This window comes from Sphingomonas montana (assembly GCF_001956315.1).
GTDB classification, from domain to species: domain Bacteria; phylum Pseudomonadota; class Alphaproteobacteria; order Sphingomonadales; family Sphingomonadaceae; genus Sphingomonas_R; species Sphingomonas_R montana.
Genome location: NZ_KV887144.1, coordinates 1 through 19,210, shown reverse-complemented (window position 1 = coordinate 19,210; position 19,210 = coordinate 1). Strand labels below are relative to the sequence as shown.

Here is a 19,210-nt window from a genome sequence, read left to right as displayed (position 1 = left end):
TATCGGATCCGGGTGTATGGCTTAAGACAAATCAATATAGACGCGTAATGTCCGGTCAGCGGGAGGGTCCGGTTGGCTTCACCGCGACGCCCAGTGCATCACGCGCGGCCTGCCCCAGCTGCTGCACGGAAAACGGCTTGGGCAGGAACGCTACGTTATCGATCGCGATCGAACGGCGCAGCTGCTCCTCGGCATAGCCCGACATGAACAGGATCGGCAGCTGCGGCAGCGTGGCGCGCGCATGACGGACCATCGTCGGCCCGTCCATCGTCGGCATGACCACGTCCGAAATCAGCAGGTCGATCGTCACCGGATCGGGGTTGCCCGCACCCCAGGTGCCGATCCCCAGCATCTCCAGCGCCAGTTCGCCGTTCGCCGCGGTCAGCACACGGTAGCCCTGCCGGGTCAGCGCGCGTTCCGCCACCGCGCGTACCATGTCCTCGTCTTCGACCAGCAGGATCGTGCCCGTCCCCCACACCTCCGCCGGCTTCTCCTTGGGCAGCGGCAGCACCACCTCCGCCTTGGAGTCGGCCAGATGCACCGGCAGGTAGATGACGAAGCTCGTCCCCTCCCCCATCCGCGAATCGGCAAAGATGAAACCGCCTGACTGCTTGACGATGCCGTAGACCGTCGAAAGCCCCAACCCGGTCCCCTTGCCGACCGCCTTGGTGGTGTAGAATGGTTCGAACACCTTGCCCAACACGTCGGGTGCGATGCCCGTGCCGGTATCGGTCACCGACAGCGCGGTGTAGTCGCCGATCGGCAGGACATCCGAACCCAGATCGCGGACCTGCGCCGCGGTCACGCCATAGGTCTGCAACGTCAGCGTGCCGCCCCCCGGCATGGCATCGCGCGCATTCACCGCCAGGTTGACGATCACCTGTTCCAGCTGCCCCGGATCGGCTCGCACCGCGCCAAGCGCGCGGCCATGCTTGACCTGCAACGTCACCGTTTCACCGAGCAGGCGCTTCAGCAGGTTCGATATCTCCGAAATCACATCGGGCAACTGCAGGACCTGCGGCCGCAGCGTCTGCTGGCGGGAAAAGGCGAGCAGTTGCCGGGTCAGCCCGGCGGCCCGGTTCGAATTATGCTTGATCTGCTGGATATCGTCATAATCGCTGTCGCCGGGCGTGTGGCGCATCATCATCAGGTCGCAATGTCCGATGATCGCGGTCAGGATGTTGTTGAAATCATGCGCCACGCCGCCGGCCAGCTGGCCGACCGCCTGCATCTTGGTCGCCTGCGCCACCTGGCGTTTCAGCTTCGATTCCTCGGTCGTATCCTTCAGGCTCAGCAGGACCGATGCGTCGCCCAGCCCGCGCGCCGTCGCAATGGTCAGCGATACGGGTTCGTCCGGCCGGTGGCGCAACCGTACCGACAGGTCCCCCGAATGTTTCCGCCCCGATCCGAACCGCCGTACCGCGTCCGACACCGCGCCCTTGTCGTCCTTCACCACCAGGTCGCTGGGATAGACCACCGTCTGCCCAGGCGGCAGTCCAGCCGCGCGTTCGAACGCCGCATTGACGAACAGCAGCCGCCCGTCCCGTTCCGCCAGCGCGAGGCCCAGCGGCAACATGCCCAGCAGATTATGGATATGGACGGCCGACGTCGCCGCGGTGGCCGGCGCCGGGCCGGCCCCTTCGGCTTCGTCCAGGATCAGGAACAGGCTCGTGTCGCGGTCCGGATCAATCGGCACCTGCACCAGCCGCAGTGCGCCGGTGTCGTCGGGCTCGCTTGCGAACCGGATGCAGTCGTCGGGCCCACGCCGCAACAGATCGGTCAACAGTCGGCCGGTCGCGTCCACGTCGCCCCCCCCCGCGGCCCCTGCCCCTTCCAGCGCCCGGACGGACAACACGCGATTGGCACCCAGCAGGCGGCCGGCGCGATCGACCAGTGCCGCCATCACGCCCGCGTCGCCCATCCGCCGTCCCGGATCGCCGGTGACCAGCGCCAGCAGGTCGCGCACCGGGTCGATCGCCCGATGCGGATGGAACCGCCAGACCAGATGATCCTCCGCCTGCCCGGCCCGAACCACCTTCACCGACAGGATACGGTCCGGCATCCCCAGCGACTGCGCCTCGCCGGCGCCGTCGCGCCACGCGGCCCGGCCGGCGGTCGTCAGCCGCGCGTTGCCGTCCGCATCGAACAGGATGGCGGATGGCGGCGACAATTCGCCGAACCACGCCTCGTAACAGGGATTGGCGCAGACCAGATGGCCGTCGCGGTCGGTGATCGCGACTGCTTCGTCATCCTGTTCGATCGCCGCGAACGCCACGGCCCAGTCGTTGACCGGTATCGCCCGGTCGCCGCCCGCCGGACGCAACCGGCGGGTGAACCATATCAGCGCGACGATGCAGGCGAGCGTCGCCAGAAAGATCGTCGCCACCTGACGGTCGCCCGCCATCCACCAGATCGCTGCCGCGCTGGCGAACGCAACGCCCGCCACGCCGGCCAGCGCGACGCGCGCGCGGGGATCAGGATCGACGGCAAGTTCAGGAAGTAATGTCATTCAGGGATGCGCTTTCGTCCCGCCGGGGGGGCAGCGTCAAGCGGCTTGGCGCAAACGGCCGACCAGCGGCGCCGGTCGGGTATCCGGGGGCGACGATCGTCACCGCCCCCGATCGATACTACCAGATCCGGACGCGCTGTTCGGGCGTCAGATACAGTTTCTGCCCCGGCGTCGGCTTGTATGCGGCATACCACGGGTCAAGGTTGCGGACGACGTTCGCGCGCTGTTCGGCGGGCGAATGCGGATCGGTCAGCAACTGCTGGCGCAACGCGGCCTCCCGATCGTTGCGACGCCACACCTGCGCCCAGCCCAGGTAGAAGCGCTGGTCGCCGGTCATCCCGTCGATCACCGGTGCGGGCTTGCCGCCCAGCGATTTCTGGTACGCGCCATAAGCCGCGGTCAGCCCGGCCAGATCGCCGATATTCTCGCCCAGCGTCAGCCCGCCCTGCACGTGCAGGCCTGGCAGCGGCTCATATTGGTCATACTGCGCCACCAGCTGCCCGGTCAGCGCCTTGAACTGCGCGACGTCCTTCGGCGTCCACCACTCGGTCAGCTTGCCGGTGCTGTCATATTGCGACCCCTGATCGTCGAAATGATGGCTGATCTCGTGGCCGATGACCGCCCCGATCCCGCCATAGTTCACCGCCGGGTCGGCATTCGGATCGAAGAAGGGCGGTTGCAGGATGGCCGCCGGGAACACGATCTCGTTCATGCCGAAATTGGCATAGGCGTTGATCGTCGTCGGGGTCATGCCCCATTCCTCGCGGTCGAGCGGCTTGCCCAGCTTGTTCAGGTCGCGGTTGAATTCGAACGCCGTCGCGCGCTGCACATTGCCCAGCAGGTCGCCGCGCTCGATCTTCAGCGCTGAATAGTCGCGCCACGTATCGGGGTAGCCGATCTTCGCGCGGAACGCGGCCAGCTTGGCACGCGCCTTCACCTTGGTCTCCGGCGCCATCCAGGTCAGCGCGTCGATCCGGTCGCCCATCGCGGCGATCACGTTCTTCACCAGCAGGTCGGCCTGCGCCTTGGCCTCCGGCGGAAAATATTTTGCGACGTAGATCTTGCCCAGATCCTCGCCGATCTGCCCGTTGACCAGTGCCACGCCACGCTTCCAGCGGTCGCGGTTCTGCGGCGTGCCCTGCAGTTGCGTCGAATTGAACGCGAACGCCGCCTCGACGAACGGCTGTGACAGATAGGGCGCGAACCGGTTGATCGCGCGCAGCTTCAGATAATCTTTCAGCACGGGCAGCGGCGTCGCGGCGAACACGGCCGCACTGCCGGTGAACGCGCTCGGTTGCGCGACGAGGAACTGGGTCTGCGCGGCGACGCCCGTCGCCGCCAGATACCCGTTCCAGTCGAAACCGGGCGCCTTGGCCGCGAAATCGGGCTTAGCCCACTTGTTGTACGTCTTGACCGAATCGCGCGAGTCGATCCGCGTCCACTGGACCTGCGCCAGCTTGGTCTCGAACGCGATCACCGCCTGCGCCCGTGCGGCCCCGTCGGGCAGCCCGGCCAGCGCGAACAGCTTGGTCAGGTAACCGGCATAGGCGGTACGCGCCTCGACCAGCTTGGCGTCGGTTTTGAGGTAATAATCGCGATCGGGCAAACCGAGCCCGGACTGGCCCATCGCGACGATATAGGTTTCGGGGTTGCGGTCGTCCTGCCCCACGCCCAGCCGGAACGGCGACGGCACGCCGACCCGCGCCAGTCGGCCCATTTCGGCCGCCAGCGCCGGCTTCGTGGTCGCGGCGTCGATCGCGGCCAGCGTCGGCTTCAACGGCGTCGCACCCTTGGCATCCACCGTGGCCTGATCGACGAAGCTGGCATACAGGTCGCCGATCCGTGATCCGGGCGTCCGGCCGGCCGCTTCCAGTATCTCGCGGCTGCGCAGCGTCGACAGGTCGTCGAGCCGCGTGAACATGCCGTAGCTCGACCGGTCGGCCGGGATCGGGTTGGTCTTCTTCCAGGTGCCGCTGGCGAATGCGTCGAAATTGTCGCCGGGGGCCACGCTGCGGTCCATGCCCGTCGTATCGAATCCGAACGTGCCCAGTTCGGGCTTTCCGGCCGGCGCGGCTGCCACGGTAGACGCGGCGGACATGAGCGCGGGCGACGGTGCGGTCTGGGCAAGGGCGGCGGCAGCGATGCTGGCAAGCGCAGGCGCGCCCAGCAGGACGATCTTCAGACGCATGGAAATCCTTTTCGATCGGGCACCGCGTATACCGCGGCTAAACGCCGCAGCTTAGGGCCATTTTTCGGTTAAGCGAGCGGTTCCGTCGTCCCATTCGCCATCTTGGTCGCAACGCTCAGGCACCGCGCAAGGCGCGTTCCCGGCCGCGCGCATGCCATTTGTGCCCGATCCAGATCCGCCACCCGACCGTCGCCAGCACATAGCCGACCACGCCCGTCCCGATCGCCAGCACGGTCAGCCCGATCAGCAGGCCCGGCGCCGCCGCCGACAGCAGCCAATGCTTCCATTCGGCGAACGACGCCCCGGCGTGGATCATCCGCATGACCGATCCGGGGTCCGTCTCCATCCCGAACAGCGCCGATGCGATCCACAACGATGCGATCACGATCAGCGGCGTCGTAACCGGGTTCGACAGCAGCGTTGTACCTGCTGTCAACGGCACGTTGGCGCGAAACGGGATCGCCAGCATCGCGGCGGACAACGGCTGCACCACCGGGATCATCACGAATATGCCAACCAGCAGGCCGATACCGATCGCCCGCGGCACCGACCGCCGCGTGAACCGCCAGAGCGCTGGCCGCAGCAGCAGATGTGCCACGGGACGCAGCATCCGGTTCGCCTCCAGCTCCTCGCGGGCGGGCAGCATCGCGCGGATGCGATCGGCGAGCCAGGTCTTAGCCACGTTCGCGCATGATCCGGGCGCGGTCGCGGGTCCAGTCGCGGTCCTTCTGTACCTCGCGCTTGTCGTGCAGCTTCTTGCCCTTGGCCAGCGCCAGTTCCACCTTCGCCCGGCCCCGCGCGTTGAAATAGATCGCCATGGGGATCAGCGTCATCCCCTCGCGCGACACGCCGTTGCGCATCTTCTCGATCTCGCGTTCGTGCAGCAACAGCTTGCGTGGACGCTTCGGCTCGTGGTTGAACCGGTTGCCGAAGCTGTATTCCGGCACGTTGGCGTTCACGAGGAACACCTGCCCGTCCTTCACCTCGGCATAGCTTTCCGCGATCGAGCCTTCGCCGAACCGCAGCGACTTCACTTCGGTCCCGGTCAGCGCGATGCCCGCCTCGAAGAAATCCTCCAGAAAATATTCGAACCGCGCACGGCGGTTCTCGGCGACGACCTTCACCTTCTCGAACTGGACGGGCTTGGGACGGGCCATCAGGCGGCATACTCGGCAAGGGATGAAGAAGCGATCATGGTCGCGCCTAGATGGTCGGTCGGGGCTCCGTTCACAACAGCCCGGCCGCCAGCAGCCCGGCATCGACCTGCGCCTGGGCGGCGACAGATGGCCAGGTCATCGGCAGACGCAGTTCGGTCGGAAAGTCGGGCCGGACCCGCGACAAGGCATATTTCACCGGGCCCGGCGACGCATCGCTGAACAAGGCGGTGTGCAGCGGGAACAACCGGTCCTGCAACGCCAGCGCCTCGGTCCAGCGTCCTTCCAGGCACGCATCCTGGAATTCCGCGCACAAGGCCGGCGCGACGTTGGCGGTCACCGATATGCACCCGACGCCGCCCATCGCCATGAACCCCAGCGCCATGTCGTCATTGCCCGACAGCTGGCAGAAGTCCGGGCCGCACGCCAGCCGCTGCGCCGTCACGCGCACCGCATTGCCGGTCGCATCCTTCACGCCGATCACGGTCGGCAGGGTCGCCAGATGCGCCATCGTGTCGACGTGGATGTCGACCGCGGTCCGCCCCGGCACGTTGTACAGCAGGATGGGCAGGTCGCACCCGCGGGCCAGCGCCTCGAAATGGGCGATGATGCCGGCCTGCGACGGGCGGTTGTAATAAGGCGGCACCAGCAACGCCGCGGCCGCCCCCGCCCGCTGCGCCGACTGCATATGTTCCAGCGCGACCCGCGTGTCGTTGGATCCGCAGCCGGCGATCACCGGCACCCGCCCCGCCGCCTGTTCGACGCAGACCGTGACGACGCGATCATGCTCCTCGATGGTCATCGTGGCGCTTTCGCCCGTCGTCCCGCACGGCACCAGCGCGCTGCTGCCCGATTCGATCTGCAGATCGATGAACATCCGATAGGCGCGTTCATCGAACGCCCCGTCGCGGAACGGCGTCACCAGAGCCGGTATGGACCCGCGAAACATGCGCTTCTCCCCTTCACCCGGACGCCGCCACCCGGCATAGTCGCCGGCATGTCGCAGCCCCGTGATCGTTCAGCGCCTGATAAGGACGCCCCTGCCACCGTGTCCAGCATGCTTAGTCGTATCCTCCTCTCCTCCACGTTGGTCGCATCGGTCGCCACGGCGGCGATCACCGCCCAGCCGCAGGGGCCGGCCGCCACCCCGGCCCCGTTGCCCGCCCCCGGCCAGGCCGCGCCCGCGCCCTATCCGGGCTATGCGGCGTCGGCCTATGATCCGATCCGCGCGATCATCGCCGAATGGAACCGGTTGCGGCAGTCGGACGGCTATGTCTTTGCCGATTATGCGCGTTTTCTGACCGCCCACCCCGGCTGGCCGGGCGACGCCGCGATGCGCCGGACGGCGGAGAAACGGCTGGAGACGACCGGGGCCGATCCGCAGACCATCGTCGCCTTCTTCACCCGCTACCCGCCGCGCACTCCGATCGCGAATGCGCGCTTTGCCGACGCGCTTGCCGCAACCGGTCGCAGTGCCGATGCACAGGCCGCGGCCGTCGCGGCCTGGACCGGTGGCTATCTGCCCGCCGATCTGGAGGCCGGGATCTCCACCCGTTATGGTGCAGGCTTCTCGGCCACCGATCAGGACCGGCGGATGGAGGCCCTGTTGTGGGCGCGGTCCAACGTGCCCGCGATGCGGCAGCTCGCGCTGGTCTCCTCCGCACGACGCCCGCTCTACGCCGCACGCCTCGCGCTACAGGGTAACCTGCCCGGGGCCGGCGTCGCCCCGGCGGGCTATGACGGCGATCCCGGTTATGTCGTTGATCGCGCGAATTGGCTGCGCAACAGCGGCCAGGTGCCGGCGGCGCGCGCCTATCTCGCATCGCCGCTCAGGATCGACACGCAACCCTATGATGCGGAACGGTATCTCGATGCGCTGCTGACGATCGCGCGGGGGGCCGCGACCGACAATCAGTCGAGCTACGCCTATGCCATCGCCGAGAAGGCTGAGGCGGCGTTCGCCCCCGGCACCAACATCCGCGACCGCGATCTGGACGAGCGCGACGACTATACCAGCCTTGTCTGGCTGGGCGGCATTACCGCGCTCAAGAAACTCGGCCGACCTGCGGACGCCGCAACGATGTTCGCCCGCTATGCCCGTGCCGCACAGACCCCGCAGACCCAGACCAAGGGCCTCTATTGGGCCGGCCGCGCGGCACAGGCGGCGGGCAACGCCACCGCGGCCATCGCCTACCTGACCGAAGCCGCGCAGCATATGGATCAGTTTTACGGCCAGCTTTCGGCCGAACGGCTGGGACGCGCGATCATCCTCCCGCCCGAACCGACCCCCGTGCCGGTCGGCGCCGCGGAACGCGCCGCGTTCGAGGCCAGCGAACCGGTCCGCGCCGCCCGCCTGCTCGGCCGCGAAGGCAATTGGCAGGATCAGACTCTGTTCGTGCGGTCGATCGCGGCCGCGGCGAAGGACCAGGTGGCGCATCAGCTCGCGGTCGACCTTTCGCGGACGATGAACCGGCCGGACCTCGGCGTCATGGTCGCCCGCAATGCGCGGATCGGTACCACCGATCCGGTGCGGTACGGCTTTCCCACCATGACCGTCCCTAGCCCCTATGCCGGCGACTGGACGATGATCCACGCAATCAGCCGCCAGGAAAGCCAGTTCGACCGGCAGGCGAACAGCCGCGTCGGCGCACGCGGGCTGATGCAGCTGATGCCCGGCACCGCGCGCGAGACGTCGGGAAAACTTGGAATGTCCTATGATTACGGCCGCCTGACGAGCGATCCGCAATATAATATCACCCTGGGTGCCAGCTATTTCCGGCGTATGCTGGATTATTATGGCGGCAGCCACGTCCTGGCCGTCGCCAGCTACAATGCCGGTCCCGGCAATGTGAACAAGTTCATCCGCGCCAACGGTGATCCGCGCATGGCGGGCGTCGATGTCATCGACTGGATCGAGGCGATTCCGCTTTCCGAAACGCGCGGCTATGTCCAGCACGTCCTGGAAAATGCCGTCGTCTACGACATGATGAACCCTGCCCGTGCAAAGATGCCGGCGACAAACCGCCTCTCGGCGTACCTCGGCAAGCGCACGGCGGGCTGACGCCTCTTTGCCGAAAGCCACTCCCTTTCAGGGGAGGGGTTGGGGTGGGGACAACAGTTCCACAAGCACAACACCAGCAGGCAATCCGATCCAAACCTATGGACCGCCCCAACTACATCACCCCCACCGGTTACCACATGATGCAGGCCCGCTACCGCCACCTCCTCGGCGAAGAACGGCCGAAGCTCGTGGAGGTCATAAGCTGGGCGGCGGGCAACGGCGACCGCTCCGAAAACGGCGACTATATCTACGGGCGCAAGCGCCTGCGTGAAATCGACCGCGAACTCGGCTGGCTGTCGAAGCGCATGAAGGCCGCCAGGATCGTCGACCCAGCCCAGCAGACGGAGCGCCACCGCGTCCTGTTCGGCGCCTGCGTCACGATCGCCGACGAAGACGACGCCCAACGCACGCTCACCCTGGTTGGCGAGGACGAAACCGACACCGCCGCCGGCCGGATCAGCTGGTCCTCCCCGATCGCCCACGCGCTGCGCGGCGCGACGATCGGCGACGTCCGCCGCGTCGACCTCCCCGGCGGCACGAAGGACTATGAAATTATGGCGATCAGCTACCCGACACCACAGCCCTGACGCCGACGCCCCCCGGTCTGGCTAGAAACCCCTCCCGGTTTGGTTCGAGCTTGTCGAGAACCCTGCGCGGAGTTCTCGACAAGCTCGAACCAAACGGGGGATGACGTAGATCAGCCGGGACCCGAGAAACTGTCAATCCAGCTTCAGCGCCGCCCCGAAATGCGCCTTTGCCAGCGCGATCGTCTCCGGATCCGCCTCGGGCGCATCCATCGGCACATGCTTCTCCAGAACCGTCGCGACATGGGTCAGCGCCGCAATCCGCGCCGCCTTCTTGTTCCCCGCATCGACGACATGCCACGGCGCGGTCTCGGTATCGGTATGGCGAAACATGTCCGCCATCGCATCGAGATAGCCCGCGCGCTTGTCGCGGTTCCTGAAGTCGTCGGCGCCGGTCTTCCAGCGTTTCCACGGATGCCGCACGCGCCGCATGATCCGCTCGTCCTGCTCCTGCTGGTCGATATGCAGGAACAGCTTCACGATCTTCGTCCCGTCGGCGCATTGCTGCGCCTCGAACGCGTTAATCTCGTCATAGGCGCGCTGCCACTCGTCCTCGGTCGCATAGCCCTCCACCCGCTCGACCAGCACGCGCCCGTACCAGCTGCGATCGAACACCGCGATCCGCCCCTTGGCGGGCAACCGCGTCCAGAACCGCCACAGGAAATGCCGCGACGCCTCCTCCGGTGACGGTGCCGCGATCGGCCATACCTGGAAATAGCGCGGGTCCCATTCCGCCGTCATCCGCTGGATCGCGCCGCCCTTGCCCGCCGCGTCCCAGCCCTCGAACACTATGATCGACCGCCGCTTGTGGACGATATGGGCGACCATGATCCGGGTCAGCCGCTCCTGCAGCGTCGCCAGATCCGCCTCATAATCGCCGTCATACTTCGCGCCGGTCTCATACTCGGAAAGGTCGATGCCCATCGCCACAGCTCCGCTCGGTTACGCCTTCGGGCCGTCCACCACCCGGATCGACAGTTCGCGCAACTGGCGCGGCGTCGCGGGTGCGGGCGCCTGCATCATGAGGTCCTCGGCGCGCTGGTTCATCGGGAACAGCACGACCTCGCGGATGTTCGGCTCCTCCGCCAGCAGCATGACGATCCGGTCGATGCCCGGTGCGGAACCACCATGCGGCGGCGCGCCGAACTTGAACGCGTTGATCATGCCCGAGAAGTTAGTGTCGACATCGGCCTGCGAATAGCCGGCGATCTCGAACGCCTTGTACATGATCTCCGGCTTGTGGTTCCGGATCGCACCACTTGAGAGCTCGACACCGTTGCAGACGATATCATATTGATAAGCCAGGATATCGAGCGGATCCATCGTCTCCAGCGCATGCAGTTCGCCCTGCGGCATCGAGAAGGGATTGTGGCTGAAATCGACCTTCTTGGCGTCCTCGTCATATTCGAACATCGGGAAGTCGACGACCCAGCAGAACTTGAACACGCCCTCCTCGATCAGGCCGAGCTCCTCGCCCGTCCGGGTCCGCGCAGCACCGGCCAGCTTGGCGGTCGCCAGTTCCTTGCCCGCCGCGAAGAACACGCCGTCGTTCGGCCCGAGGCCCAGCGCCGCGATCAGCTTCGCGGTCGCCGCTTCGCCATGGTTCTTGGCGATCGGCCCGCCGGGCACGCCGTCCTTGATGTTGATATAGCCGAGCCCCGCATGACCGGCCGCGCGCGCCCACTCGTTCATCTCGTCGAAGAACTTGCGGCTCTTCGCCCCCGCGCCCGGTGCCGGGATCGCGCGGACCACGCCGCCGCCCTCGACAATCTTGGCGAACAGGCCGAAGCCCGACCCGACGAAATGCTCGGTCACGTCGACGATCTCGATCGGGTTGCGCAAATCCGGCTTGTCCGACCCGTAACGCAGCATCGCATCGCGATACGCGATCCGCGGGAACGGCGCGGCCGTCACCGTCCGGTTGACCGCGAACTCCTCGAAGATACCGTGCAGGACCGGCTCGATCGCTGCGAAAACATCGTCTTGCGTGACGAAGCTCATCTCGAAATCGAGCTGGTAGAACTCGCCCGGCGACCGGTCGGCGCGTGCATCCTCGTCGCGGAAACATGGTGCGATCTGGAAATAGCGGTCGAACCCGGCGACCATCAGCAGCTGCTTGAACATCTGCGGCGCCTGCGGCAGCGCGTAGAACTTGCCCGGATGCACCCGGCTCGGCACCAGATAGTCGCGCGCACCCTCGGGGGACGACGCGGTCAGGATCGGCGTCTGGAACTCCATGAACCCCTGGTCGATCATCCGCCGGCGGATCGATGCGATGACGTTCGACCGCAGCACGATGTTGCGGTGGATCCGCTCACGCCGCAGATCGAGGAAGCGGTAGCGCAACCGGATATCCTCGGGATATTCCTGGTCGCCCGCCACCGGCATCGGCAGCTCGCTGGCCGACGACTGCACCGTCACCGTGTCCGCTACAACCTCGATCGCGCCCGTCGCCAGGTTGGCGTTCGTCGCCTCGGGACCGCGCGCCACGACCGTGCCGTCGATCGTTACCACCGATTCGGCACGCAACCCGTCGAGAATGCGCAGCGCATCGCTGTCCGCCTTCGCCACGATCTGGGTCAGCCCGTAATGATCGCGCAGATCGACGAACAGCACGCCGCCATGATCGCGTTTCCGGTGGACCCAGCCGGACAGGCGGACGGTCGCGCCGACGTCGCTTTCGCGAAGGGCGGCGCAGGTGTGCGTGCGATAGGCGTGCATGGGATCTCGACAAAATAGTGATTTTGATAGGGTGCCGCTTCACGCGTGCCACCCCGGTTTGTCAAGGCGCGCACAGCCGCTATGACGGTCCCCATGAAGATCCATCCGCTCATCACCGACAGCCAGACGCTTGCCGATCTGTGCGCCCGCCTTTCCAAATCGCCCTTCGTCGCGGTCGACACCGAATTCATGCGCGAAAACACCTACTGGCCCGAACTTTGCCTGATCCAGATCGGCGATGCGGAGGAAGCGGCCGCGATCGACCCCAAGGCCAAAGGGCTCGACATGACCCCGCTGATGGACCTGCTGGTTGAAAATGAGGATGTGCTGAAGGTCTTCCACGCTGGCGGGCAGGACCTGGAAATCGTCCACAACATCACCGGCAAGACGCCCTATCCGCTGTTCGACACGCAGGTCGCGGCGATGGCGCTCGGCATGGGCGAACAGGTCGGCTATTCCAACCTGGTCGAAAGCATGGTGGGCGTGAAGCTGGACAAGGGCGCACGTTTCACCGACTGGGCGCGCCGCCCGCTCGACAAGCGACAGATCGACTATGCCATTGGCGACGTCACCTATCTGGCGGATATCTTTCCCAAGATGCTGGGCAAGCTTAAGCGCCAGGGGCGGGGAGCCTGGCTGGATCAGGAGATGGAGCGGCTCGGCGATCCGGCCAGCTACGTCAACATTCCCGACCTCGCCTGGCTGCGCATCAAGATCCCGAGCCGCAAGGCCGACGTGCTCGGCCGGCTGAAGGCGATTGCCGCCTGGCGCGAGCGCGAGGCGCAGACCAAGAACCTGCCGCGCGGCCGCCTCATTAAGGACGAGACGATCGCCGATCTCGCCGCCCATCCACCGGTGCAGCAGCAGGACCTTTCGCGGGTCCGCGGGATGAGCCCGAGCTGGGCCTCCAACGATATCGGTGCCCGGCTGTTCGCGGTGATCCGTGACGCCGGCCCCCTCCCCGATGCAGAGATGCCCGCGCGCGAGGACCGGAAGCCCGGCCTCGGCAAGGACGGCTCGCTGGTCGCCGACCTCCTGAAACTGCTGCTGAAGATCCGCGCGCGCGATGCCGACGTGGCGTCCAAGCTGATCGCACGCGCCGACGAACTGGAGCATCTGGCCGCCGGCCGGCGCGAAGGGCTGTCGATGCTGGAAGGCTGGCGGTTCGAACAGTTCGGGCGCGACGCGCTGGACCTGGTCGAGGGCCGGCTCGCCTTCGCGGTCGTGAACGGCAAGCTGACCATGACCCGCACTGCGCTGGAGACCGACGATGATCCTGCCGCACATGGCGACGATCGCGATGCTCGCGACGCTGTCGATCACGACGGGCGGTTGCCTGCGGCCGGATAAGCCGGCCGCGCCGGCCGGTCCGGCGTCCGCCTGCAACGCGGCCGTGCTGGGTAACCCGATGGGTCAGCCGGTGTCCGATGCCATGGTCGAACGATGGCGGGTCCACAGCGGCGCGCGGACGGTGCGGATTGTCCGAGCGGGCATGATCGTCACGACCGAGTTCAATGGTGGCCGCCTGACGGTGGACGTGGACGACGCCGGCCGGGCAAGCCGCGTGGCCTGCGGATAAGCCGATCACTCCCGCCCCACGCCGATCGAGACATGATCGCGCGCCCTTCAGTCGTCATCCCAGCGGACGCTGGGATCCATCATCACGCCGGTTTCGGTAAGACCTCCGAGTTGAGCGATAAGGGATACTGACGTCCGTCTGTATGACGTTCGGAGGCTGCCGTCGGATTTCGGACACGCCTCCGCCCGCCCGTCACCCCGGTTCGATCAGAACCGCCGCTTGACCGTCAGGCCATATGTCCGCGGATCTGCGGGTTGCCCGACGATCAGCCCCGTGCTGCCCGACTGGGTTGCCAATATGTCGAAATAATCGCGGTCGAACGCGTTGCGGACCCAGCCGAAGACGTCCCACCGCTCGGTGGCCCGGAACCCCGCGCGGACGTTCGCCACCGCATAGCCGGCGATGTCGGTGTAGGCGGAACGTGACGGGTTGGACGAGAATTTCGACCGGTAATTGCCGTCGAACGCGGCATAGGCCTGCCCGTCCAGACCGAACAGCATGACCGGATGGTTATATTCCACGCCGTAGGAAAAGGCCCATTTCGATATGCCGGGCAGCCACTGGCCGGAGATGTCACAATTGGACGGACTGATCCCACCCGCCGTACCGGGCAGGCTGGGCGTCTGGCCGGCGGTGGGCGCGGTACCACCGGACAGTTCGGGCGGGCATGGCGCATCGACGAACTTCACATATTCGTGGTCGGTGAACGCACCGCTGGCATAGACGGTCAGCCGATCGGTCGGCCGCGCGGAGACATCCGCCTCGATCCCGCGCACCCGTACCTTGTCCGCATTGGCGAGGTAGCCGCGCAGGACGCCGAGCTGGCCGTTGGTGACCGTCGCCTGATAATCGCCGATCTCGGTCCAGAACGCGGCCAGATTGAACGTGGCCCGACGATCGAACAGCTGCGTCTTGAGGCCCAGTTCATAATGATTGACGCTCTCCGGCCGGACCGTCTGCGCGCCTAGGATCGGCCGATTGCCCGCATCGAGCGGCAGGCCCGCCAGGTTGATCCCACCCGACTTGAAGCTTCTCGCATAGGTCGCATAGGCCAGCACGTCGCGGTCGAACTGATAGGATGCGGTAAAGTCCCCCGACACGTTCCAGTCGCTGAACCTGGGGTTGTAGCTTTGCGGCGGCAACGTGGCGCACTGGTCGCGCAGGACGGTATTGGTCGTCGGGATGACGGTACAATCGAGCGCGACGCCCGCGCCGTTGGTGACCGTCGCGACATAGTTGCCGGACTTGCGATCATAGTTCACGCGCAGCCCGGGTTGCAGCTTCAGCCGGTCGGTCACCTTCCAGCTCACCTGCCCGAACGCCGCCAGGCTGGTCGATGTGAACAGGATGTTGTTGGACGACGTCAGGCCGTTCAGCACCGCGGGGTTGTTCGCATTCGCGCTGGTCGGGTTCAGCAGCCAGCGGCTGGCCGCGATACCCTGTTCCTGCACGCCGGTCGTGCGCTGCTTCTGGTGATAGGCGAACAGCCCGACAACATAGTCCAGCAGGTCGCCCGATACCGCATAGCGCAGTTCCTGCGAATATTGATCCTGCTTCGATGGGTTGTTGGACCGCGTCGTGATCGGCAGGCCGGTGAAATCGCGGTCGTTGGACGGTGCCCAGTTCCAGAACCGCCATGCCGAAACGGACGTCAGCGTGCCCGGCCCGACCTCCCATTCCGCCCGCAGCGACGCGCCGCCGATTTCCTGGAACGCGTCGAGCGGCGTGTCCAGATCGGTCCGCCGGTCGAACGCATTCGTACTGGGCGGCGCATAGCCGAACGCCGCCGCCAGCCCGGCGAACTGGCGGTTCAACGGCCGCTGTGTCGCGCCCGTGCGGACATAGATCTGCGCGCAGCATTCCGGGTTCTGGCGGTTATAGTCGCCGGACAGGGTGAGCTTGAAGACCTCGCTCGCTCGCCACAGCAGCGAACCGCGAAAGCCCAGATTGTCCTGCTCGTTCACCCGCCGCCCGCTGGTGACGTTGTAGATCGTGCCGTTCCGGTCGGTGGTCGATGCCGCCAGCCGGATCGCCAGCCTGTCGGCGATCAACGGGCCGGAAACCGACGCCTTGGCCTGGACGAAACCCAGATTGCCGACCGTCGCCTCGGCCCGGCCCTCATATTCGAAACTCGGGGCGCGCGTCGTGATGTTGATCGCGCCGGCCGTCGTGTTCTTGCCGTACAGCGTCCCCTGCGGCCCGCGCAGCACCTCGACCTGTTCCACATCGAGGAAGTCGAACGTCGCGGCCGCGATCCGGCTGTTATAGACCTGGTCGATATAGACGCCGACGCCCTGTTCGATCCCGTCATTGGTCAGCCCGAACGGCGCGCCCAGGCCACGGATGTTGGCCGCCGAATTGCGCGGGTTCGTCGAATAGAATTGCAGCGAGGGTTGCAGCTGGGTCAGCTTGGCGACGTTGAAGCTGCCGGTCGATTCCAGTGTGCGGGCATCGACCACCGAGATCGCCAGCGGTACGCTCTGCACGCTTTCGGCCCGGCGGCGGGCGGTCACGATGATATCGAGCGGGTTTGGCGCCGCTGCCGGCGCCGTCGCCGCGTCTTCCGTCGGCGCAGTCGGCCCCGGTTCGGTCGCGACCGGCTGCACGGCGGCGGCGGCCGGCAGCGCGAAGGCGGCCAGCGCCGATCCTGCGCAGACGATGGTCCGGAATTTCATGAAAGCCCCCTGATCCTACACACGTCATGACCTGCCCCCGTTTGCGGCCCGACGTCGCGGCGGAGGCAGGTCGAAGGCGGTGTGCCTTCGATCCCGATGATGCCATCAATCACAACTAAATCGATAGAGATAAAACTTTAGCGATGACAATGCGGGTTTGCCGGCATGTCGTCGTCACCGTTCGCCTGGGGGCCGGGCCCTTCGTGCCGCTCCCATGGGGGCCTCGCCGAACCGCCGGCATGCCGACGCACAAGACCGCGCGCACGGCCGTCGCAAAGCAAACGGTCGCCGGACAAGTCGTTTCATGGTCTGGAAGGTCCGGCCGAACGCGACGCGCAATAAAGCAGGCATCTCTCGGCACGAAAAGTGGGGAGCTTCTGTTGCTCGGTGCCCCCCGTACCGCCGGTTTCCGCTTCTGTTGCCCGGTGCGGCCCCAACCGCGCTCTTGTCTGTTTAACTTCGTCCGTTAGGACTTAGTTACGCAGCAATCGCGAGTGCCTCGTTGTCGTTAGCACTTGTGGTTGCGATCGGTTTTACGGCTCAATCAGGCCGGGCAAAAACATCGTCTTTCAACACACGTCGATCCTAGTTCGGCCCCGTCAGGATCGGCGCAGTCCCCGTCTAGGGTCGGGGTGCGCCGATGATGGTGGAGCCGCCGGGTACTGCCCCCGGGTCCGCTGCGTCTATGTCACGATATCATTTATCACCATAGCCGGGCGAACCCGGCACCGCCGATATAGGCGGAGATACAGGCCGGTGCAACATGCCGTCATCAGGGCGTCATCAGGGCGTCACACGCCCGGCGCGCAGTTCGTCGCGGATCTCGCGCAGCAGCAGGACGTCGGTCGGCTCAACCGGCACCACGGGCTGTTCCGGTGCCTTGGGCAACGCCCGGGCGACCGCGCGCACGACCAGGAAGATCACGAACGCCACCAGCATGAAATTGACCGCCACCGTCAGGAACTGACCGTAACCCAGCAACGGGACACCGGCCTTCTTCAGCGCGGCATAATCGTCCGGCGACCCGGCATAGCCCGCCGGGACGGCTCCCAGCCGCACGAAGTAGCTGCTGAAATCCAGCCCCCCGAACACCCGGCCGATCAGCGGCATGATGATATCGTCCGTCAGCGACGTGACGATCCGCCCGAACGCCGCCCCGATGATGACCGCGACGGCCAGGTCGAGGACATTGCCCCGACTGACGAACGCCTTGAATTCGGTAAGCATGGTCCTGTCTCCGCTGTCTGCCCTCGGGCCTGTCTGTCCCCGCGGTTTCGCACCGCCGTCACGCGCCCCGCAAGCAGTTATTGCGGGCCGGCGGACCGCGGGCTAGACCCGCAGCCACGTTCAAGGGGGAACATCATGCCGCCATCGTCCCGTCGCCGCCGCACGGCGCTGCTCGCCCCCGCCGTCGCGCTGCTGCTCGCCGGTTGCGGCGTGAACAGCGTGCCCACCGCGGAGGAAACCGCCAAGGCGCGCTGGGCCGACGTGCAGAATGAATATCAGCGCCGCGCCGACCTGATCCCCAACATGGTCGCCACCGTCAAAGGCTATGCCGCGCAGGAGAAGGACGTCCTGACGCAGGTGACGCAGGCCCGCGCCAGCGCCACCGCGATCAACGTCCGCACCGACGATCCGGAATCGCTCAAGCGGTTCGGCGCGGCGCAGGGCGAGCTGTCCGCCGCGCTCGGCCGGCTGATGTCGGTGACCGAAAATTATCCCGACCTGAAATCGAACGCCAATTTCCTGGCGTTGCAGGCAACGCTGGAAGGGACGGAAAACCAGATCCGCGTCGCGCGCCGGGACTATAACGAGGCGGTGCAGGCCTATAATACCCGCATCCGCACCTTCCCCGACGCGATCGGTGCGAAGATCTTCTACGGCGCGAAACCGATGACGCCGTTCGAGGCGACGACCCCGGGCGCACAGACCGCGCCGACCATTGATTTCGCGCCGAAACCGGCCTGACCCGCATGTGGCGCGCGGGCCTTGCAGCGATCGTCGCGCTGACCCCCCTGCCCGCGCTTGCGCAGACCTTTCCCGCCTTTACCGGGCTGGTGGTCGATCAGGCGAACGTCATCCCCCCCGCCGCCGAAGCCGCGCTGACCGACAAGCTGCAGGCGTTGCAGAAGGATACCGGCCGCCAGCTCGTCGTCGCCACGATCGCCGACCTGCAGGGATATAGCGGCGAGGATTACGGTTACCGGCTCGGCCGCGCATGGGGCATCGGCCTGGCGAAGCTGGACAATGGCGCGATCCTGTTCGTGGCACCCAACGCCCCGGTCGGCCAACGCGACGTGCGGGTCGAGGTCGGCTACGGCCTGACTCCGGTGCTGACCGATACCTTTTCCAGCATCGTCATCAATACGCAGATCCTGCCGCGGTTCAGGGCGGGTGATATCCCCGGCGGGCTGGATGCGGGGGCGGACGCGCTGATCGCGCAGCTCCGGCTGCCCGACGCCGCCGCGCGCGCCAAGGTCGAGGCGGCCGCGAAGGAATATGATGCCGAGCGCGATCGCGGCGGCGGCGGCATCCCGATCGAATTCATCTTCATCGGCCTGGTCCTGCTGATCGTCCTGCTCTCGGCGATGCGGCGCGGCGGCGGTGGACGGCGGCATCGGGGCGGCGGTGGCATGCCCGTGATCCTGTGGGGCCCCGGCCTCGGGGGCGGATGGGGCGGCGGCGGCGGGGGTGGCTCGGGGGGCGGTTCCGGCGGCGGCTGGATGGGCGGCGGCTTCA

At 66.5% G+C, this 19,210-nt stretch carries 15 protein-coding genes and 1 other RNA gene; 6 read left to right on the top strand and 10 right to left on the bottom strand.

Features of this window, described 5'->3' with window-relative positions:
- Positions 1-55: 55 nt before the first annotated feature.
- The 5 genes from BKY59_RS04865 to dapA all read right to left on the bottom strand — a co-directional run bounded on the left by BKY59_RS04865 (position 56) and on the right by dapA (position 6,800).
- Positions 56-2,509, bottom strand: coding sequence for a hybrid sensor histidine kinase/response regulator (locus BKY59_RS04865; RefSeq protein WP_076069049.1), 2,454 nt, complete (start codon positions 2,507-2,509; stop codon positions 56-58).
- A gap of 118 nt (positions 2,510-2,627) precedes the next feature.
- Positions 2,628-4,697: a M13 family metallopeptidase gene (locus BKY59_RS04860; RefSeq protein ID WP_129586203.1), complete on the bottom strand. Its 2,070-nt coding sequence runs from the start codon at positions 4,695-4,697 to the stop codon at positions 2,628-2,630.
- Between the two features lie 115 nt (positions 4,698-4,812).
- Positions 4,813-5,379, bottom strand: a complete 567-nt coding sequence (locus BKY59_RS04855; protein WP_240499960.1) for a DUF2062 domain-containing protein — start codon at positions 5,377-5,379, stop codon at positions 4,813-4,815.
- The gene (gene smpB, locus BKY59_RS04850; protein ID WP_076069048.1) at positions 5,372-5,854 is read right to left on the bottom strand and encodes an SsrA-binding protein SmpB; all 483 of its coding nucleotides are present in this window, start codon (positions 5,852-5,854) and stop codon (positions 5,372-5,374) included. The genes BKY59_RS04855 and smpB overlap by 8 nt, the downstream gene beginning before the upstream one ends.
- Before the next feature lie 70 nt (positions 5,855-5,924).
- Complete coding sequence (dapA, locus tag BKY59_RS04845; RefSeq protein WP_076069046.1) at positions 5,925-6,800, bottom strand: 4-hydroxy-tetrahydrodipicolinate synthase; 876 nt, start codon at positions 6,798-6,800, stop codon at positions 5,925-5,927.
- A 108-nt stretch (positions 6,801-6,908) separates the two neighbouring features.
- Here dapA and BKY59_RS04840 point away from each other — a divergent pair, with 108 nt between their 5' ends.
- Both BKY59_RS04840 and BKY59_RS04835 read left to right on the top strand, forming a co-directional pair.
- On the top strand, positions 6,909-8,912 hold the full coding sequence (locus BKY59_RS04840; RefSeq protein ID WP_165374795.1) for a lytic transglycosylase domain-containing protein: 2,004 nt from the start codon (positions 6,909-6,911) through the stop codon (positions 8,910-8,912).
- Between the two features lie 98 nt (positions 8,913-9,010).
- Positions 9,011-9,499 (top strand): GreA/GreB family elongation factor, encoded by a 489-nt coding sequence (locus BKY59_RS04835; protein WP_076069043.1) that lies wholly within the window; start codon positions 9,011-9,013, stop codon positions 9,497-9,499.
- A gap of 132 nt (positions 9,500-9,631) precedes the next feature.
- On the opposite strand, the gene BKY59_RS04830 is transcribed toward BKY59_RS04835, so the two are convergent.
- Together BKY59_RS04830 and aspS are read right to left on the bottom strand one after the other, a co-directional pair.
- Positions 9,632-10,420: a polyphosphate kinase 2 family protein gene (locus BKY59_RS04830; protein WP_076069041.1), complete on the bottom strand. Its 789-nt coding sequence runs from the start codon at positions 10,418-10,420 to the stop codon at positions 9,632-9,634.
- An 18-nt stretch (positions 10,421-10,438) separates the two neighbouring features.
- Positions 10,439-12,217: an aspartate--tRNA ligase gene (gene aspS / locus BKY59_RS04825; RefSeq protein ID WP_076069039.1), complete on the bottom strand. Its 1,779-nt coding sequence runs from the start codon at positions 12,215-12,217 to the stop codon at positions 10,439-10,441.
- Positions 12,218-12,310: 93 nt separating this feature from the next.
- Here aspS and rnd point away from each other — a divergent pair, with 93 nt between their 5' ends.
- Positions 12,311-13,567, top strand: a complete 1,257-nt coding sequence (gene rnd, locus BKY59_RS04820) for a ribonuclease D (RefSeq protein ID WP_083671882.1) — start codon at positions 12,311-12,313, stop codon at positions 13,565-13,567.
- A complete protein-coding gene (locus BKY59_RS04815; RefSeq protein WP_083671881.1) occupies positions 13,488-13,796 on the top strand; it encodes an I78 family peptidase inhibitor in 309 nt (102 codons plus the stop codon). Before rnd ends, BKY59_RS04815 begins: the two co-directional genes overlap by 80 nt.
- A 206-nt stretch (positions 13,797-14,002) precedes the next feature.
- Here BKY59_RS04815 and BKY59_RS04810 read toward each other — a convergent pair whose 3' ends face one another.
- The 3 genes from BKY59_RS04810 to mscL form a co-directional block, all read right to left on the bottom strand.
- Entirely contained in the window at positions 14,003-16,471 is a 2,469-nt protein-coding gene (locus BKY59_RS04810) for a TonB-dependent receptor (protein ID WP_076069035.1), read from the bottom strand.
- A gap of 404 nt (positions 16,472-16,875) precedes the next feature.
- Positions 16,876-17,237, bottom strand: a transfer-messenger RNA (tmRNA) gene (gene ssrA / locus BKY59_RS04805).
- Between the two features lie 17 nt (positions 17,238-17,254).
- Positions 17,255-17,698, bottom strand: coding sequence for a large conductance mechanosensitive channel protein MscL (mscL, locus tag BKY59_RS04800; RefSeq protein ID WP_076069033.1), 444 nt, complete (start codon positions 17,696-17,698; stop codon positions 17,255-17,257).
- 135 nt (positions 17,699-17,833) lie between these two features.
- Between mscL and BKY59_RS04795 the strand changes: the two genes are divergently transcribed.
- Together BKY59_RS04795 and BKY59_RS04790 are read left to right on the top strand one after the other, a co-directional pair.
- Positions 17,834-18,439 (top strand): LemA family protein, encoded by a 606-nt coding sequence (locus BKY59_RS04795; RefSeq protein ID WP_076069031.1) that lies wholly within the window; start codon positions 17,834-17,836, stop codon positions 18,437-18,439.
- A 5-nt stretch (positions 18,440-18,444) separates the two neighbouring features.
- On the top strand, positions 18,445-19,210 hold a 766-nt coding region (locus tag BKY59_RS04790; RefSeq protein ID WP_076069030.1), incomplete at its 3' end, for a TPM domain-containing protein.

Coding starts and splice junctions, on each gene's coding strand:
- BKY59_RS04865 (WP_076069049.1), bottom strand. CDS start 2,509: ATGACATTACTTCCTGAACTTGCCGTCGATCCTGATCCCCGCGCGCGC.
- BKY59_RS04860 (WP_129586203.1), bottom strand. CDS start 4,697: ATGCGTCTGAAGATCGTCCTGCTGGGCGCGCCTGCGCTTGCCAGCATC.
- smpB (WP_076069048.1), bottom strand. CDS start 5,854: ATGGCCCGTCCCAAGCCCGTCCAGTTCGAGAAGGTGAAGGTCGTCGCC.
- dapA (WP_076069046.1), bottom strand. CDS start 6,800: ATGTTTCGCGGGTCCATACCGGCTCTGGTGACGCCGTTCCGCGACGGG.
- BKY59_RS04840 (WP_165374795.1), top strand. CDS start 6,909: ATGCTTAGTCGTATCCTCCTCTCCTCCACGTTGGTCGCATCGGTCGCC.
- BKY59_RS04835 (WP_076069043.1), top strand. CDS start 9,011: ATGGACCGCCCCAACTACATCACCCCCACCGGTTACCACATGATGCAG.
- BKY59_RS04830 (WP_076069041.1), bottom strand. CDS start 10,420: ATGGGCATCGACCTTTCCGAGTATGAGACCGGCGCGAAGTATGACGGC.
- aspS (WP_076069039.1), bottom strand. CDS start 12,217: ATGCACGCCTATCGCACGCACACCTGCGCCGCCCTTCGCGAAAGCGAC.
- rnd (WP_083671882.1), top strand. CDS start 12,311: ATGAAGATCCATCCGCTCATCACCGACAGCCAGACGCTTGCCGATCTG.
- BKY59_RS04815 (WP_083671881.1), top strand. CDS start 13,488: ATGATCCTGCCGCACATGGCGACGATCGCGATGCTCGCGACGCTGTCG.
- BKY59_RS04810 (WP_076069035.1), bottom strand. CDS start 16,471: ATGAAATTCCGGACCATCGTCTGCGCAGGATCGGCGCTGGCCGCCTTC.
- mscL (WP_076069033.1), bottom strand. CDS start 17,698: ATGCTTACCGAATTCAAGGCGTTCGTCAGTCGGGGCAATGTCCTCGAC.
- BKY59_RS04795 (WP_076069031.1), top strand. CDS start 17,834: ATGCCGCCATCGTCCCGTCGCCGCCGCACGGCGCTGCTCGCCCCCGCC.